This is a genomic window from Burkholderia sp. FERM BP-3421 (genome assembly GCF_028657905.1).
Lineage (GTDB): Bacteria > Pseudomonadota > Gammaproteobacteria > Burkholderiales > Burkholderiaceae > Burkholderia.
The window spans coordinates 3289512-3306442 of record NZ_CP117782.1 but is presented as its reverse complement, the minus strand read 5'-3'; the positions used below and the strand labels follow the sequence as shown (position 1 = coordinate 3306442).

General features: G+C 67.1%; 18 protein-coding genes and 1 tRNA gene. 11 read left to right on the top strand and 8 right to left on the bottom strand.

Translation table 11 applies throughout. The features are described from left to right. Window positions 1–322: 322 nt before the first annotated feature. The 7 genes from Bsp3421_RS31030 to Bsp3421_RS31000 all read left to right on the top strand — a co-directional run bounded on the left by Bsp3421_RS31030 (window position 323) and on the right by Bsp3421_RS31000 (window position 7778). The gene (locus Bsp3421_RS31030; RefSeq protein WP_274000616.1) at window positions 323–1012 is read left to right on the top strand and encodes an orotate phosphoribosyltransferase; all 690 of its coding nucleotides are present in this window, start codon (window positions 323–325) and stop codon (window positions 1010–1012) included. A 250-nt stretch (window positions 1013–1262) separates the two neighbouring features. Then, window positions 1263–1862 (top strand): YbhB/YbcL family Raf kinase inhibitor-like protein, encoded by a 600-nt coding sequence (locus Bsp3421_RS31025; RefSeq protein ID WP_274000615.1) that lies wholly within the window; start codon window positions 1263–1265, stop codon window positions 1860–1862. 170 nt (window positions 1863–2032) lie between these two features. Continuing rightward, window positions 2033–2605 (top strand): flavodoxin family protein, encoded by a 573-nt coding sequence (locus Bsp3421_RS31020; protein WP_274000614.1) that lies wholly within the window; start codon window positions 2033–2035, stop codon window positions 2603–2605. A 187-nt stretch (window positions 2606–2792) separates the two neighbouring features. Then, window positions 2793–3740 carry an N-acetyl-gamma-glutamyl-phosphate reductase gene (gene argC, locus Bsp3421_RS31015; protein ID WP_274000612.1) on the top strand — a complete coding sequence of 316 codons (948 nt, stop codon included), beginning with the start codon at window positions 2793–2795 and terminating at the stop codon, window positions 3738–3740. Between the two features lie 459 nt (window positions 3741–4199). Then, on the top strand, window positions 4200–5588 hold the full coding sequence (locus tag Bsp3421_RS31010; protein WP_274000610.1) for a DUF2957 domain-containing protein: 1389 nt from the start codon (window positions 4200–4202) through the stop codon (window positions 5586–5588). Window positions 5589–5680: 92 nt separating this feature from the next. After that, a complete protein-coding gene (locus Bsp3421_RS31005; protein WP_274000609.1) occupies window positions 5681–6928 on the top strand; it encodes a DUF2957 domain-containing protein in 1248 nt (415 codons plus the stop codon). Between the two features lie 19 nt (window positions 6929–6947). Further along, window positions 6948–7778 carry an OmpW/AlkL family protein gene (locus Bsp3421_RS31000; protein ID WP_274000607.1) on the top strand — a complete coding sequence of 277 codons (831 nt, stop codon included), beginning with the start codon at window positions 6948–6950 and terminating at the stop codon, window positions 7776–7778. Between the two features lie 313 nt (window positions 7779–8091). Here Bsp3421_RS31000 and Bsp3421_RS30995 read toward each other — a convergent pair whose 3' ends face one another. Next, the gene (locus tag Bsp3421_RS30995; RefSeq protein WP_274000606.1) at window positions 8092–8730 is read right to left on the bottom strand and encodes a LysE family translocator; all 639 of its coding nucleotides are present in this window, start codon (window positions 8728–8730) and stop codon (window positions 8092–8094) included. Between the two features lie 67 nt (window positions 8731–8797). Further along, on the bottom strand, window positions 8798–9667 hold the full coding sequence (locus tag Bsp3421_RS30990; protein ID WP_274000604.1) for an NAD(P)-dependent oxidoreductase: 870 nt from the start codon (window positions 9665–9667) through the stop codon (window positions 8798–8800). Window positions 9668–9783: 116 nt separating this feature from the next. On the opposite strand from Bsp3421_RS30990, the gene Bsp3421_RS30985 reads away from it, so the two are divergent. Then, window positions 9784–10536: a Mut7-C RNAse domain-containing protein gene (locus Bsp3421_RS30985; protein WP_274000603.1), complete on the top strand. Its 753-nt coding sequence runs from the start codon at window positions 9784–9786 to the stop codon at window positions 10534–10536. A gap of 94 nt (window positions 10537–10630) precedes the next feature. Here the strand turns inward: Bsp3421_RS30985 and Bsp3421_RS30980 are convergent, their stop codons facing one another. Beyond that, complete coding sequence (locus Bsp3421_RS30980; protein ID WP_274000602.1) at window positions 10631–10864, bottom strand: hypothetical protein; 234 nt, start codon at window positions 10862–10864, stop codon at window positions 10631–10633. Window positions 10865–11650: 786 nt separating this feature from the next. On the opposite strand from Bsp3421_RS30980, the gene Bsp3421_RS30975 reads away from it, so the two are divergent. Then, a complete protein-coding gene (locus tag Bsp3421_RS30975) occupies window positions 11651–12034 on the top strand; it encodes a hypothetical protein (RefSeq protein WP_274000601.1) in 384 nt (127 codons plus the stop codon). Between the two features lie 250 nt (window positions 12035–12284). Continuing rightward, a complete protein-coding gene (locus tag Bsp3421_RS30970) occupies window positions 12285–12920 on the top strand; it encodes a LysE/ArgO family amino acid transporter (RefSeq protein WP_274000600.1) in 636 nt (211 codons plus the stop codon). Window positions 12921–13557: 637 nt separating this feature from the next. Here the strand turns inward: Bsp3421_RS30970 and Bsp3421_RS30965 are convergent. The 5 genes from Bsp3421_RS30965 to Bsp3421_RS30945 form a co-directional block, all read right to left on the bottom strand. Next, window positions 13558–13633, bottom strand: a tRNA-Ala gene (locus Bsp3421_RS30965). A gap of 81 nt (window positions 13634–13714) precedes the next feature. Beyond that, a complete protein-coding gene (locus tag Bsp3421_RS30960) occupies window positions 13715–14032 on the bottom strand; it encodes a c-type cytochrome (protein WP_274004420.1) in 318 nt (105 codons plus the stop codon). Window positions 14033–14061: 29 nt separating this feature from the next. Then, complete coding sequence (locus Bsp3421_RS30955; protein WP_274000599.1) at window positions 14062–14862, bottom strand: BON domain-containing protein; 801 nt, start codon at window positions 14860–14862, stop codon at window positions 14062–14064. 18 nt (window positions 14863–14880) lie between these two features. Next, the gene (locus Bsp3421_RS30950; RefSeq protein ID WP_274000597.1) at window positions 14881–15453 is read right to left on the bottom strand and encodes an SIS domain-containing protein; all 573 of its coding nucleotides are present in this window, start codon (window positions 15451–15453) and stop codon (window positions 14881–14883) included. Window positions 15454–15584: 131 nt separating this feature from the next. Further along, window positions 15585–16037, bottom strand: coding sequence for a YraN family protein (locus tag Bsp3421_RS30945; protein WP_274000596.1), 453 nt, complete (start codon window positions 16035–16037; stop codon window positions 15585–15587). Between Bsp3421_RS30945 and rsmI the strand changes: the two genes are divergently transcribed. Next, window positions 16036–16914 (top strand): 16S rRNA (cytidine(1402)-2'-O)-methyltransferase, encoded by an 879-nt coding sequence (gene rsmI / locus Bsp3421_RS30940; protein WP_274000595.1) that lies wholly within the window; start codon window positions 16036–16038, stop codon window positions 16912–16914. The genes Bsp3421_RS30945 and rsmI overlap by 2 nt on opposite strands. Window positions 16915–16931 lie beyond the last annotated feature (17 nt).

Below are 16931 nucleotides of genomic sequence, written 5' to 3'. Positions count from 1 at the left end.
GATGCCGAGCAATTTCTAAGGGTCGCCTAGTGTACACCTCGTGCCCGGCAAATCGTTGCTGCGGCGCGGTACCCGGCGCGCCTCGCGCAAGCATTCGCACGGACTTCGAATCATCGGACGATTCCGGGTGCGCGGCGGCCGGCGTCGCGGGTCGCCGCGCGCTCGGCGGCGCTAAATGACGGCCGAATCGGGTAAAATAGCGGGCTACGCGCGCAGCGAAATGGTTCACCGGCCCCTCGCCGGTCCCGCCACCCCGCCGGGGCCTCACTTGCTGCGCCATCGGGCCCGCGCCCGCCCCTCGCACATCACCCAAGGAATGCCCATGACAGGCTTCGATCGCCAGACGATCTCCGACACGACCGCCAAAATGCTGCTCGAAGTGCAGGCGGTGCACTTCAACGCCGAAAAGCCGTTCATCTTCACGTCGGGCTGGGCCAGCCCGGTCTATATCGACTGCCGCAAGCTGATCTCGTATCCGCGCGTGCGCCGCGGCCTGATGGAGATGGCGGAAGCGACGATCCTGCGCGACGTCGGCTATGAGCAGATCGACGCGGTCGCGGGCGGCGAAACCGCCGGCATCCCGTTCGCGGCGTGGCTCGCCGATCGCCTGATGGTGCCGATGCAGTACGTGCGCAAGAAGCCGAAGGGCTTCGGCCGCAACGCCCAGATCGAAGGCAAGCTCGACGAAGGTTCGCGCGTGTTGCTGGTCGAGGACCTGACCACCGACAGCCGCAGCAAGATCAACTTCATCAACGCGCTGCGCACTGCGGGCGCGCAGGTGAATCACTGCTTCGTGCTGTTCCACTACAACATCTTCAAGGAAAGCGTGTCGGTCCTGAAGGACATCGACGTCGACCTTCACGCGCTCGCGACCTGGTGGGACGTGCTGCGCGTCGCGAAAGCCTCCGGCTACTTCGAGACCAAGACGCTCGACGAAGTCGAGAAATTCCTGCACGCGCCGGCCGAGTGGTCGGCTGCGCACGGCGGCGCCACCGGCACGCCCTCGGCGTAACGCTCCTGGCGTTGCGCCGAGGGCGTCACGCCCCCGGCAACGCCCGCGCGGCCGCCCGCCGTCGCCCCCGCTCCGCAAGCCGCCTGTCGTCGCGACAGGCGGCTTTTTCATGGCCCGCGCCATGCGTCCCTTTGACCTCCCGACGCGCTCGTCATGCGTCCCTAATGTTAGACTGGCCTCTGACGTGCCAAGGGTCGCCACAACAATCCGCGCCGGCTCATGCCGGCCTATGTGACGGGAGAAGCGCCATATGCGTATGGGTCGCCGAGTCGTTCCGCCTGGTTCGCCCCGTCGCCTGCCCCCGTTCCTTTTCGCCGGCCTTTGCCTCTGCGCGGCCGCGCTCGCCACGCCTCGCGCGCATGCGCAGGATGCCTTCACGCTGAGCAGCGACGATCTGCGCGCCGGCAGCCGCGTCGGCGCGGCCCAGGTCTTCAACCAGGGCGACTGCAAAGGCGGCAACCGCTCACCCCAGCTCAGCTGGCGCAATCCCCCACCCGGCACCCGCGGCTTCGCCATCACGATGCTTGATCCCGACGCGCCCGGCCACGGCTGGTGGCACTGGGCCGCAGCCGGCATTCCTCCCGACGTCGCGAGCCTGCCCACCGACGCCAGCGCATCCGGCTACCTCAAGAAGCTTGGCGCGACCGAGGCCCGCAACGACTTCGGCTCGGACGGCTACGGCGGACCTTGCCCGCCGCCCGGCAAGCCGCATCGCTACGTGATCACGGTCTACGCGCTGAAGTCCAACGACCTGCGCGTCGCGAGCGGACGGCCGGCGCAGATGTTCGACCATGAGATCGGCACGGAAGCGATCGGCTCGGCGCAGATCGTCGTCACTTACGGCCAGTAAGCCTCACGATTGCCGTCATCGGCGAAACACTGTAGTGCGCGCGGGCATGCTTTCCGGCCGGCGCGCGTTGCTAGACTCATCCCCGTTGCACGCATCGCGGCCCGGCCGCGCCTCCTGAACCGCCCGGCCCGTCCGGGCGTCGTGTTGCTCTCTTTTCCGAGGATTTCCGCATGTCCAACATCGTCATCGTCTATCACAGCGGCTACGGCCATACGAAGAAGCTGGCCGAGGCCGTGCATGCCGGCACGCAGAACGCAGGCGCCAACGCCCGGCTCATCGCCGTCGGCGACCTCGACGACGCAGCCTGGGCCGCGCTCGACGCGGCCGACGCGATCGTCTTCGGCGCGCCGACCTACATGGGCGGCGCCTCCGCCGAGTTCAAGCAGTTCGCGGACGCCAGTTCCAAGGCCTGGTTCACGCAGAAGTGGAAGGACAAGCTCGCGGCGGGCTTCACCAATTCGGCGTCGATGAACGGCGACAAGTTCTCGACGCTCCAGTACTTCGTCACGCTTGCGATGCAGCACGGCATGGTGTGGGTCGGCACCGGCATGATGCCCGCCAACACGAAAGCCGCGACCCGCAACGACGTCAACTTCCTCGGCAGCTTCAGCGGCCTGCTCGGGCAATCGCCGGCCGACTCGTCGCCGGACGAAGGCCCCCTGCCGGGCGACCTCGAGACCGCGAAGCTGTTCGGCGCGCGCGTCGCGACGGCCGCCGCGCGCTGGATCGCCGGCGCGCGCTGAACGCCCCGCCCGCGCCGGTATGCCCGCGCTGGTATGCCCGCGCCGGCGCGGGCAATCAGGGACACAAGACGACCCGCGGGCCGTCTTTTTTTGGCCGCATCCGGTTACGATGCAATGCAACACGTCTTAAAATGTCGGTTTCTCCGGCGCAATCCGCGTCAACCGCCCCCGATTCTGTGAGAGCGAGATGAGCACGAAAGTTTTTGTCGACGGCCAGGAAGGTACGACCGGCCTGAAGATCTTCGAATACCTGTCCGCACGCGACGATATCGAAATCCTGCGGATCGACGAAGCGCAGCGCAAGGATGTCGACGCACGCCGGCGCCTCATCAACGCCTCGGACGTGACCTTCCTGTGCCTGCCCGACGTCGCGTCGCGCGAGTCGGCGTCGCTCGTCGACAACGATCGCACCACGCTGATCGACGCGAGCACCGCGTTCCGCACCAGCGCCGACTGGGCCTACGGCCTGCCGGAGCTGAACCGCGCGCAGCGCGCGCGGATCCGCGGCGCGAAGCGCATCGCGGTGCCGGGCTGCCATGCGTCGGCGTTCGTGCTGGCGATGCGCCCGCTCGTCGACGCGGGGATCGTCGCGCTGGACTTCGCCGCGCACAGCTACTCGATCACCGGCTACAGCGGCGGCGGCAAGAAGATGATCGCCGACTACGAGGCCGACACGGGAGGCCGGCTCGCCAGCCCGCGCGCGTATGCGCTCGCGCTCGCGCACAAGCACCTGCCGGAAATGGCCGCGCACACCGGCCTCGCGAACGCGCCGCTGTTCACGCCGATCGTCGGGCCGTTCTACAAGGGCCTCGCGGTCACCACCTACTTCACGCCGAGCCAGCTCGCGAAGCGCGTGACCCCGCAGGACGTGCAGCGCGTATTCGCCGAGCACTACGCGGGCGAGGCGTTCGTGCGCGTCGCACCGTACGACACCGCCGACAACCTCGACGACGGCTTCTTCGACGTGCAGGCCAGCAACGACACCAACCGGGTCGACCTGTTCGTGTTCGGCACCGCCGAGCGCTTCGTCACGGTCGCGCGGCTCGACAACCTGGGCAAGGGTGCGTCGGGCGCGGCGATCCAGTGCATGAACCTGAACATCGGCGCGGAGGAGGACAGCGGCCTGCGCCGCTGAACGTTCCCCGCCTCCCGCAAAGCCGGCCCTGGGCCGGCTTTTTCATTTTAAAAGCTTCCGAAATGAAAGCCTTTAAAATAAATCCCCGCCATTAACATAGATTTACAAAAATTATAATTTCATTCATCCGACAATATAAAATCACTCGAAATCCCCAATAGGGAATCACCTTATATTTTCGCCCTTCAAACGTTCCGCGAAGATGCATGATATTCGCCCGGAACCGCATCGCCATGACCAATCAGCGCCATTGCAACGCTCATTTCAAACGCTCATTTCGTTTGAATGCTGCGCGCCATCCCAAGCGCCAATTAGGCTTTTACATTCTTAATTGTTTAAATCGTCTTTTTTAGACGATTCCATCAATTGACATCAAAAAAAGGCGCCGCCAAATTAGTCCGGACAATTAAACAGATTGGAGACAGCGGCATGTCGCGCGCCTATTTGAAAGGGGTGGCTATGGCCATTGCGCTCGCCCCTTTGCTCGCCGCCTGCGGCGGTGACGGCGGCCCCCCCGGCCCCGTCAATGTTTCGCAATGCTCAGGTTCCAGTTGCGGCACCCAGGGCCCCCCCACGTCGATCCCGATAAACGGCTCGCTCTGCCCGGCCGACGCGAGCATCGGCGCCGGCACCTACCTCGGCGGGGCCGGCAGCGGCGAGATCGTCAGCGTGAACATCAACGCGACGACGATGACCTACACGCTCAAGTGGCTCGAATCGCCGATTCCGCTCGCGACGGGCACGGTCACGCCGAGCCGCGCCGGCACGACCATCACCGGCAACGTGATGCATCCGCCCACCGGCACGCTGCCGACCGCCGAGCAGACCCGCTGCGCCTTCATCCTGCTGCCGGGCAGCGGCCCCGCGGGCGCGACCGGCGCGACCTATTCGACCGCCGCCGATTTCAACCAGGCCAACCCGCCGATGATCCTGATCGGCTTCGGCGTGGCGGGCGGCGGCATCCCGGGCGCGACGATCCAGTACGCCGGGCTGGACATCGCGGTCGCCGGCATCACCGTCGCCCAGAACGTCGGCCAGGTGCCGCAGCGGCATTTCGACTTCTATCCGTTCCTCGGCTTCGCCAGCACGACGACCAATCTCGCCCAGCTGCCCGGCACCTACAACGCGCTGCTCTATCACCTCGTGCCGTCCGGCAACTATGCGACGGCGGGCACCCAGTCCACCGAAACCTTCGACGCCAACGGCGCGTGCACGTCGAGCGCGTCGTCCGGCTGCCTGACGACGGGCGGGGCGTGGACGGCGAGCGGCAACGGCTATTTCAACAGCGCGAAGGCGCCGCAGATCCTGCCGCAGACCCAGTTGCCGATCGTCGGCGCGACCGGCAAGTCGGCGACCGCCCACCTCGTGATCGGCCAGTTGAACGGCGCGACCGTGCCGGTGATCGTCCGCACCGGCAACGTGAACCTCGGCACCGCGCCGCTGCACCTCGACGCGCAGGTCGACGACGAATCCGGCATCGCCGTGCTCGGCAGCGCGACCGCGCTGGCGTCGGGCGCGGTCGACGGCGGCTACGCAGGCGCCGATTCGAACTTCAAGTACACCGCGACCGTGATCAAGGGGACGGCCGGCACCTTCGTCAACCCGAGCACCGAGGCCGCCGAAACCGGCTTCACGCTCGACTACGGGCAGACGACGCCCGGCCTGCTCGGCATCGCCACGACCGCGGCCGCGAACCAGCCGGCGGCGTCGGGCTACGTGATCGCGACGGGCGGGCTGTTCGCGTCGCTGGTGCAGGGCCAGGTCAACGGCGGCATCACGTCGACGTCGGCCGTCTCCGGCACCGCATCGGCGCCGTACTTCGGCGTGGGCGCGCAGATCAGCAAATAAGCGGCGCGCGCGCCGCACGCAGGGCAGAGGGCAGCAGCAAGATGCGGCCGACAGGGAGCCGGCCGCCGATAAAGACAATCTGGAGGAGCAACATGAAGCGCAACCTGGTTCTGGCGCTGGCTTTCGCCGCGCCCCTTCTCGCCGCCTGCGGCGGGGGCGACAGCAACAACAACCCCGCGCCGCTCGTGGAAACCGCGCTGTGCCCGGCCTCGGTCGACTACAGCACGCCCTACACCGGCGGCGGCGGCGACGGCGAACTGGTCCAGCTGCAGCTCGACACCACCAAGCTCACCTGGCAGGTCACCTACGTCGAGTCGCCGATCCCGCAGACCACCGGGACCGTCACGCCGACGCGCGCCGGCACCACCCAGAGCGGGACGCTGACCCAGGAAACCCAGCTGCCGACGCAAAAGCTCAACAACTGCGCCTACCGGCTGAACGGCGCGAGCCTCGACCCGACGCGCCCCGCCCGGGTCTTCATCGGGATGGGCGTCGCGGGCGGCACGATCCCCGGCAAGGAGATTTCGTACGGCGGCCTGCTCGGCCAGGGCGCGGTGCCCGACACGACGTTCCCGTACTACCCGTTCATCGGCTTCACGACACTCGAGACCAATATCGCGAACCTCGCGGGCAACTATCACCAGCTCGGCTACGGCCAGGTGCCCTCGCAGAGCTTCGCGCCGACGACCATCGACGCGCAGGTGACGATCAACGCCGACGGCACCTGGAGCCGCTGCGACACGACCGGCATCTACGCGGGCCCCTGCCGGCAGCCCGGCGCCAACCTCGTGCAATCGGCGGACGGCAGCGGCGCCTTCGAGACCGATCACTACCAGGGGCAGGTCAAGCCGACCCTCGCGACCGTGCCCGAGGCGAAGGGCTTCATCATCGTCGGCAAGCTGCGCAACCAGCTCGTGCCGATCATGATCCGCACCGGCGTCGCGAATCCGAATCCGCAGCCCGACGCGAACGGCGTGCCGGGCCTCACCGCGGACGACGAATCCGGCATCTCGATCCTCGCGCCGCTGACCACGCTCGCGGTCGGTTCGCAGAACGGCGAGTACATCGGCGTCGACAGCCAGTTCGACTACCGGACCACCGCGCTGAGCAACGCCCAGGCGACCCTGCTCGATCCGTTCAATGCATCGCAGGCCTCGCTCGCGACCGCGCTGAACCTCGACTACACGCAGGCAGTGCCCGGCGTCGTCACCTCCACGCACACGAACGCGAGCAGCACGACGCCGACCGGCAAGTTCATCTTCACGGGCGGGGTATTCGGGTTCCTCGACATGTCGAACGCGTCGTCGCCGTACTTCACGATCGGCGCCTTCGTGCAGTGACCGCGACCGGGAGCCCGTGATGAAAAGAATCCTGTGCGCGGCGGCGAGCGCCGCCGCGCTGGCCCCGCTCGCGGCGCATGCGCAAAGCGCCGGCAGCAACGTGGTGACGCTCGGCTGGTTCCACATCATGCCGCAGCAGAGCACCTCGCCGCTCACGACCAATGTCGCGCCGACGCCGATCAACACGCCGCTGCGCCTGCCGGCGTCCTTCACCTCGCCCGGCACCGGCCTGCACACCAGCGGCTCGGACACGGTGGGGCTGACGGTCAGCCATTTCCTCACCGATCACATCGCGGTCACGTCGGTGGCCGGCGTGCCGCCGACCTTCAAGATCACCGGACAGGGCACCATCCAGCCGCCCGGCCCGGCCGGCGCGCTCGGCTCGCAGAACATCGGCATCGGTCCCGTCAATCCGATCGTGAAGAGCGTCCGGCAGTGGAGCCCGGCGATGATCTTCCAGTACTACTTCGGCGCGGCCACCGCGAAGCTGCGGCCGTTCCTCGGCGTCGGGGTGTCATACAACTGGTTCAGCGACCTGCAGCTGCAGCCGAACTTCATCAAGCAGACCCAGGACAACCTCGGCGCGATCCTCGCGGCCGGCGCCGGCAAGCCGGGCACGACCCAGGTGTCCGCCAAGGCGTCGTCGTCGTGGCAGCCGGTGTTCAACGCGGGGCTCACGTACAACATCACCGATCACTGGGGGCTCGTCGCGTCGGTCACGTATATCCCGTTGAAGACCACCTCGACCGTCACGATCAAGGCCGCGGACGGCACCGAACTGGCGGAGTCGAAATCGGAGCTGAAGGCGGACCCGATCATCAGCTTCGTCGGGGTGTCGTACAAGTTCTGAGTCCGGCCGCGCCCGGCGAACGGGCAAAAAGCGGGCAAAAAAAAGCCCGCCTGTAGAGGCGGGCTGAATCCATATCAGAGGAGACATGGAGGAGACAGGTCGGACTATACCCGGTTGATTGACGCAATGCAACATTTCCATATCGAAAATAAGGATTTTCCCTCGACTATTGGTTCTAATTAGACAACCATCTCATTTTTGCACCGGGTTGGTGCTGCAATTTGCCCAGCGCCAATGAAAACGCCCCGCGCTTCCAGGAAACGCGGGGCGTTCGGACGGTGCGCGCGGCGTCCCTGCCCGCGCCCGGCGATATTCAGTGCCGGACCAGCGCCATCATCGTGCCGAAGCCGACGAACAGCCCGCCCGTCAGGCGGTTGAACGCCTTCGCGAAGCTCGCGCGCTTCAGCGTCGCGCCGATCCGCGCGCCGCCCAGTGCATAGACCGCGTACCAGCTCACCTCGATCACCGCGAAGGTGGCGACCAGGATGCCGAATTGCGGCAGCGTCGGCTCGGCCGCGTTGATGAACTGCGGCAGCAGCGCGGCGGCGAACAGGATCGCCTTCGGATTGCTGCCCGCGACCAGGAAGCCGCCGCGGAACAGCGTCCAGCGGGAGGCGGACACGGCAGCCGCGCCCGCCTCCGCCTCGGCCGCCGGCGCGGCCTCATCCACCCGCGCCCGCCAGGCCTTCACGCCAAGGTAGATCAGGTAGGCCGCGCCCGCGAAGCGCAGGACATTGAACATCGCCGGCCAGGCCTTCAGGAACACGCCCAGGCCCGCCGCCGAGACCGACAGCATCGCGATCAGCGCCGTCAGGCAGCCCGCCATCGTCGCGGTCGAGTGGCGCAGCCCGTGGCGCGCGCTGTGCGACATCACCAACAGCATGTTCGGGCCCGGAATCGCGGAGATGACGAACACTGTTGCCACGTACAGCCACCAGGTATGCAGGTTCATCGCCGCCTCCGCTCGCATTGTCGAAATGAAAGCGACGATTATGCAGCAAAATCCGCCACCCGCACGATCAACGGCCCGCGCGGCGCGCCGCCACCTGCCCGAGCACCGCGAAATCCTTGTCGCCGTCGCCATGCGCGACCGCTTCGAGCAGGCTGTCGCGCACCACGCTCACGACCGGCAGCGGCACCGCCGCCGCGTCGCCCGCCGCGAGCGCGAGCCGCACGTCCTTCAGGCCGAGCCGCGCCTTGAAGAACGCGGGCTCGTAGCGCGACTCGGCGATCATCGTGCCGTAGCCCTGGTAGATCGGCCCCGGAAGCACGCTGTGCGTGATCACGTCGAGGTAATCGTTCATCGAGACGCCGTGCGCGGCAAGCAGCGCGCCCGCCTCGCCCATCGTCTCGATCGCCGCCGCGATCGTCATGTTCGCCGCGATCTTCACGGCATTCGCATGCTGCGGCAGCGAACCGAGCCGCCAGGTCTTCTGGCCGACCGCATCGAAGGCCGGCTGCACGCGGTCGATCGCCTCCGCCGGCCCCGCCGCGATGATCGTCAGCTGGCCGGCCGACGCCACGTGCGGGCGGCCCAGCACCGGCGCGGCGACGTAGTTCAGCCCGCGTTCGGCATGCGCATGCGCGAACGACTCGGCGAGCGCGACGGACACCGTCGCCATGTTCACGTGGATCAGGCCGCGCGGCGCTTGGTCGAGCAGCGCGGCGTCGAACACTTCCCGCACCGCAGCATCGTCCGCCAGCATCGAGAACAGCGCATCGCCCGTCAGCGCCTCCGCCGGCGACGCAAGCGGCTGCGCCCCGTGCTCGACGAGCGCCGCGAGCCGTTCCGGCGAACGATTCCAGACGCGCACCCGGTGCCCCGCTCTCAGCAAATTGGCCGCGATCGCGGCCCCCATCTCGCCCAGGCCGATGAATCCGATCTCCATCGATCGCTCCGTGTGGAAGAAAGAGAAGCTCGGAGTAAAGCACAGCCGCGCGACGTCTGCAGGCGACGCCCCGCGGGCCGACCCCGCGGAACCGGATCCGGTGCCATACTGATCGCATGGCCACCGTGACTTTCCGCTTCTATGAGGAACTGAACGATTTCCTCGCGCGGCCGCTGCGCGGCCACGCGTTCGACCATGCGTGCGTGAACGCCGCCACCGTCAAGCACGTGATCGAAACGCTCGGCGTGCCGCATACCGAGGTGGAACTGATCCTCGTCAACGGCGAATCGGCGCCCTTCGAACGCATGCTCGCGGACGGCGACCGCGTGGCCGTCTACCCGACTTTCGAGACCTTCGACATCGCGCCGCTGCTGCGCGTGCGCGCGACGCCGTTGCGCGTCACGCACTTCATCGCCGACGCGCACCTCGGCGGCCTCGCCCAGTTGCTGCGCCTCGCGGGCTTCGACACCCTCTACGACAATCGCTACCCCGACGCGCTGATCGAAACGATCGCCGCGCGCGACGCGCGCATCGTGCTCACCCGCGACCGTGAACTATTGAAGCGGCGCGCGATCACGCATGGCTGCTACGTCCGCGAGCTGAAACCGGAAACGCAGCTGCGCGCGCTGTTCGCGCGGCTCGATCTCGCGCGCAGCGCGCGGCCGTTCCGGCTGTGCCTGACCTGCAACGCACCGCTGCGGCCGCTTCCCGCCGCCGATGCGATCGGCCGCGCGCCGCCCGGCGTGCTGCAGCGGCATGCGCGCTTCGCGACCTGCGATGTGTGCCGGCGCGTATTCTGGGAAGGCTCGCACTGGCAGCGCATGCGCGCGCTGATGGACAGCGTATCGGCGACGCCCGTCGCACGTTGACGCGCGGCTGAAAAAACAAACCCCGCAAGCCAGGGCTTGCGGGGTTCGCTCGGTCAAACCGTGGCGGCCGCCTGGGCAGCCGCAGGGTGCGCGCTTACTGCGCTGCGCCCTTGTCGTTCGTGCCGGCGTCCGACGCGGCAGCGGCCTTCGCCTTGCCCTTCGTCGTACCGTGTTGCTTCATCGTGTGCTTCGGCTTGCTCTTGTCATGCTTGACTGCCGAAGCAGCTGCCGGCGCCGACGCGGCGGCCGGTGCTGCGTCTTGTGCGAACACGGAAGCCGATGCGAGTGCGACAGCAGCGGTAGCCAGCGAAGCGATGATCTTCTTCATTGTTGTTTCCTTGAATGTCTGAACGGTAGTGCCCGATAAGAAACGATGCTTTTCAACTGCACCGGGTGCCAGTATTGCCGAAGTCCCCCGCCTGTCCTGCAACAAAACGTAAGGAATCTTTTCAGTGCAGGCACTCACGCACCGGTTCTATAACGCCTCGAAATCACGGTGGGTTGACAGGCTTGCTGCGGGTCGGTCGAGCCTCGGAACTTCACGTTGAACATCAAGGGGATAGCCGCGTCATTCGATTCGGATCGCAGGATATTTCGAGAATGCCGCGCGTCAGGTTTTGTTGCCTGTTTCGTCGATTCATCCGCGGGTTTGCGGGGAAAAACGCGTGCTGTCCCGACATATCCGCGGACAAAATCGCATACAAATTCACACCTCGGACCCGGCTTCTCGACACAGCTCGACGTGGAACGCGCGAACCGCCGCCCATTTTCGAAGGAATTGACGGGCTTGGGCAGGCGACCCGGCTCGCACGTCATGCCGCGCGCGCTTCTTTCACCTTAATTCGGATTCTTCAGGATCGGAGCGATCGTCGGCATGGACGCATGCGGAGTGGAATTCTTCCTCTCGCCGCACAACGCGCGACGTACAATTTCTAACACCATCGTCGCAAGTGGCTTGCTAGGCTGCGAGACAGCTGGGCGCAAGCCCCTCGATCCCGCGCGGCGCGGGCCCCTTTGCGATGCGCGGTAGGGCCGAAAGCCGTATCCCGTCCTTGTCGAATCGAAGCGCCGCCGGTCAGCCGGCCGCTTCGCCGTATGAGAGTTGAATCGATCCATGAAATCCACCGAGATGTTCGCCCGCTGCCTGCTCGCCGGCGCGGTCACCGTGATGGCCGGCTGCGCCGGCTCCCCGAGCAACGACACCGTGGGCGGCGTGCCCGGCGGTGGCAACGCGCCGCTGATCTATGTGTCGTCGGCCCGTCCGGCGTCCGCGGTCGAGCAATGCATCGTCGACCGCGTGCCGCAGGCGCGGGTCACGGACCGCAGCGACTCGACCACGCTGCTGGTCGGCCCGTCGTCGCCCGATTCCGACTGGATGGTCACGCTCGCGCCGATCGGCGCGACCGGCACCACGATTGGCGTCTATCGGCCGCGCAGCGGCAGCGGCGATCCCGAAGAGCCGGAACTGCGTTTCCATATCGCGCGCTGCGCGATCTGATGAGGTCGGCGCTCGCCGGCGGGCGAGCGTCTCCGTCAACGCGTGATGGTGGCGTTGGCGATCGGTCCGGTATCACCTGATCGGCGTGGGGGTTCGGCGCCCCCGGTTGGACGCCTGTCGTGCTGTTCGAAGAACAAGAAGCGTTGCCGTTTCCACTGGCGACCCTCCCCTCCGGCCCGAGGCGCCGCCGCGAACACCCGGTTCCGGCACGGCGCGCCGTGCGCTGGTTTTCACGTCCAACGGAACTGACGTGCCATATCTTTCATTCGCCGAAGGCTTCCTGCTGGGATTGGGCCTGCTGATCGCACTCGGGCCCAAGGATACGTTCACGATCCGGAACAGCCTCGATGGGCGTCATGCGCCGATGCTCATGGCCATCGGAGCCGCCGTGGATGCGCTGCTGATCACGCTGGGCGTGATCGGGCTCGGGGCCGCGTTCGCAGGGGGTCACCGCTTGCATGTCACCGGGATGATGCTCACCAGCGGGTATCTTTTGTATTTCAGTTTCCATGCGTTTCGGTCGGCTTATGTCGGGTTCGAGGACGGACTCGACGAACTGGCGCATGAGACCGCGCTCGATTCGCGATGGCAGGTGGTGAAGCAGGCGCTGTCGCATGCGCTGCTCACGCCTTATGCGTGGTTCGATACGGTGCTGGTGGTGGGAGCGTTCAGTACGATTCACGCGGGGGTGGCCAAGGTTCTGTTCGCAGGCGGGGCGATGGCGGCGTCGGTGGTGTGGTTCGGGTTGCTTACGCTGGGCGCGAAGGTGACCGCGCCATTGCTGCGTAGCCGGGGCACCTGGCGAAAGCTCGATGGCGCCGTGGGCGTTGCCATGCTGCTGCTGATGCTCCGGCTGCTCGCCGCTTATCCGTGGCGAACCGGCTGAGCCACGAATCGCGACGGCGCACAGAGGTTGGGCAGGCTGCGATCCGGTGTTGTCCCCAGGGTTTTTCCTTATGTATATGTATACATAGGTTTAGTTAACAAGCACCCTGCGAAGCTGTGGATAATCCCAAAAATGTAAGGTAGGTCAACCCGCTAGGAAATCTCAAACCCTTCGGACCGCGCGTGAACATCCGGCATAAGCCTTGAACAACTTTCTCGTTCGGCTGTGCGCGGCGGGGTTGTCAAGAATCCCTCCACAGGAAAGTGCGTGGGTTATTCATGGGGAATCCACAGGGGTGGGGGGATAACCTGGGGCGGGCGGCAAGGTGCGTCCCTGTGCATGAAGATCTCGCCCGGCGTCGCGCGGCACTGCTCGAACGATGGTTTTCATGGGATGGAGTCCGGTGCAGCGCTGCGCGATACCCTGGTCGACAGGTGTCCGCGAATCGCTGCTTGGAAGGTGAACGCACGGTGTGCGACGAGACACCGGCAGAAGTGCAGGATCGAACCGAAGACCCGATGGCAATAGCGGTGGCAACACGCGTTCCGGCCAAGGTGCGACGGCGCAAAATGAGCGCGTGAATCGATCAGCCAAAGAAAAAGGGCCTAGCCAATCGGCTAAGCCCTTTTGAATTCGTTGGTGGAGCGGATGAGGATCGAACTCACGACCTTCGCATTGCGAACGCGACGCTCTCCCAGCTGAGCTACCGCCCCAACAGCCAACCATCATACACACCTTTTTCGGCGCTTGGCAATAACCCTCCGCCCCTAGTCAGCGAGGGCGGTTGAGCCAGATCATTTCACCGGCGCGCCGGCCAAAACCCACTCCACCACGGCCTTCGCATCGGCGTCGCTCATGCGCGGATGCGCGGGCATCGGAATCGCTCCCCACACCCCGGAGCCGCCGTCCTTCACCTTCTTCACGAGCTTCGGCACGGCCTGCGCATCGCCCTTGTACCGCACGGCGATCTCCTTGAACGACGGGCCGACCAGCTTCCGGTCGACAGCATGGCAGCCCATGCAGGCATTGCTGCGCGCGACCTTGAGCCCGTCGCCGACATCGGCGCGCGCGACCGCCGCGCCGCCCAGCGCCACCGCGAGAAGCCCTGCCATCGCCCCCGCCTTGCCCCACACCTTCACCTTCATGGATTCCCCGTCTTCGGATTGCCCGGATGCACGCTGCTCGAATTCGAGATTGGCGCGGGCGCCTGCAGCGGCGTCGACGTCACCGCCGAATCCGGCACCGTCCCCACCGTCGCGCCATCCGACGCCGGCGCGGCCGCCGAGGCCGCCGACGCGCCGCTGGCCGGCGCCGCGGCCGTCAGCGCCTGCGCATCCTGCGGCTTGATGTACTGGAACACCTTCACGACCTTCTCGACGCCCGACACCCGGCTCGCCGCATCGGCGCCCCGGCTGCCTTCATCCGCCGTCACGAGCCCCAGCAGGTAAACATTCCCGCGCTCGCACACGACCTTGAAGTTGTTCGCCGAAATCCCCTTCTCGCCGATCAGCGCGGTCTTCACCCGCCCTTCGAGGTAGGAGTCGTTCGCCCGCGACGACAGCGTGCTCGGCGCGGCCGCCACCAGTTCGTTCACGATCGCATTGACGTTGTTGATGCCTCGCACGATTTCCTCGGCGCGCTGCTTCGCCGCATCGCTCGGCACCTCGCCCGTCAGCAGCACGCGCCGGTTGAACACCGTCACGTTCACATGCGACTGATCCGGCAGGCCGCTGCTGATCTGGCTCAGCGCCTTGACCTGGATCTCGCGGTCCTCGGTCTGCGCACCCAGCGTGCGCCGGTCGGTCGCAACCAGTGCGCCGCCGCCCGCCGCCGCTCCCACGGCGGCCAGCACGCAGCCCTGCAAGGTGGCGGCCAGGCCGGCCGTCAGGCCCACCACGAGCGTGGTCCGCATTAGCGTCAATCTGACGCGGCTTGTACTCATCGACAGCTCTCCTTCGATTCAATCCTCGCCCAGCAGCATCGCGTCGATGCCGTCGCACAGGCAGTGGATGGTCAGCAGATGGACTTCCTGAATACGTATCGCCCGCTTGGACGGCACGCAGATGTGAATATCGGCATCGGTCAGCGCGCCGCCCAGCGGGCCGCCGCCGTTGCCGGTCAGCGCGACGATCGTCATTTCCCGCTCGCGGGCTTCGTCCACGGCGGCCAGCACGCGCGCCGATTCGCCCAGCGGGTCCAACACCACCAGCACGTCGCCCATCTGGCCGAAGGCGCGCACTTGTTGCGCGAACAACTGCACGGCGTCGCCGCCGGCCTGGCTCGCATCGGTGGCGAGCGCGAGCCCGGGCAGGCTCGGGCGCTCGCGCTCGAAGCCGCCCAGCAGCGCGCCCGCGAGCCGTGCGGCGGCCGCCGACGAGGGGCCGTCGCCGCAGGCGATGATCTTGTTGCCGTTCGCGAGGGCCATGAACATCGCGTCGACGGCCGCCGCGATCGGCAGGGACAGCGCATCCAGCGCTTCAAGCGTGAGCGCCGCGCTGTCGCGGATGTGTTGTTGTATACGTTCGACTGACATCGATTCCTATCGGGTACTACGCGCGATCCGTTTCGCGCGGCATCGTGAGTGCCGCGAGTTTACCGTACTCCGCGCGCCTCTCCCGGCCGTTTGCCGGATCTCTTTACAACTCGACACAACCTCGGCGAGGCCTAGCCAAGGTCGTCGGCCCGAAATGCATCGCGCAACCACACGAGCCGCCCCGCCTCGAATGCGACCACATCGAAGCGGCACGCGCTGTCGCCGCCCGCGCGCGCCCAGATCGTCTGCGCGGCCAGCAGGATGCGGCGCCGCTTGCGCATGCCGATGCTGGCCGCCGCCCCGCCGTATCGTCCGCTCGCGCGCGCCCGCACCTCGACGAACACGAGCGTACCGTCGCGGTCGCGCATCACGAGATCGATCTCGCCGCCGCGCACCGTCACGTTGGCCGCCACGAACACGAGCCGCTCGCGCTCCAGGAAGCGGCGCGCGCGTTGCTCGAACGCGGCGCCGACGCGCCTGGACCCGGCCGCCGCCCGACAGTTGTCGGCCTCCGCGGCCGCGCCGGCGTGGCACAATGCGGTGCTTGTTCCGCCCGCGCCGCGCTCCCGCGCTTTCCGTGTCATGACCGCTCTCCTCGAACTCGCCCAAGCGCAGCACTATCCGGCCGGCGCGCTTTACGTCGTCGCCACTCCGATCGGCAACACCGCCGACATCACGCTGCGCGCGCTCCACGTGCTCGGGCTTGTCGACCGCATCGCCGCCGAGGACACCCGCAACACCGGCCAGCTGCTCACCCGCTACGGCATCTCGAAGCCGCTCGTCGCGGTGCACGAGCACAACGAACGCGAGGCCGCGCTCAAGCTGATCGAACTGCTGCGCGCCGGCGAACGCATCGCGTATGTCTCCGACGCGGGCACGCCGGGCATCTCGGATCCGGGCGCGAAGCTCGTCGACGCGGTGCGCGCCGCGCAACTCCCGGTGATCCCGCTGCCCGGCCCCAACGCGGCCGCCACGGCGCTCAGCGTCGCCGGCGACTGGGCCGGCGCGTTCACGTTCGCGGGTTTCCTGCCGCCGAAGCCGAAACAGCGCGCCGCCGCCCTTCAGCAACTGAAGGGGCACCCGTATGCGCTGGTGTTCTATGAAGCGCCGCATCGCATCGCGGAGACCCTCGCCGCGCTCGCCGACGGGCTTGGCGGCGCACGCCGCCTGCTGGTCGCACGCGAGCTGACGAAGTTACACGAGGATCTGTTCCAGGGCACCCTGGCCGAAGGGCCGGGCTGGCTCGCCACGGATGCGAACCGCGCGCGCGGCGAGTTCGTGCTGGTGGTAGAGGGCGCGCCGCAGGCGGAGGAAGGCGACGACCCGGCGGCCCACGACGATCTGCTGAAGCTGCTGCTGGAAGAGGTGCCGGTGAAGAGCGCGGCCAGGCTGGCCGCGGCGCTGACAGGCGCGTCGCGCAACACGCTGTATGCGCGTGCGCTGACGCTGAAGGACGCCTGAGATCGAGCTTCGCGCCG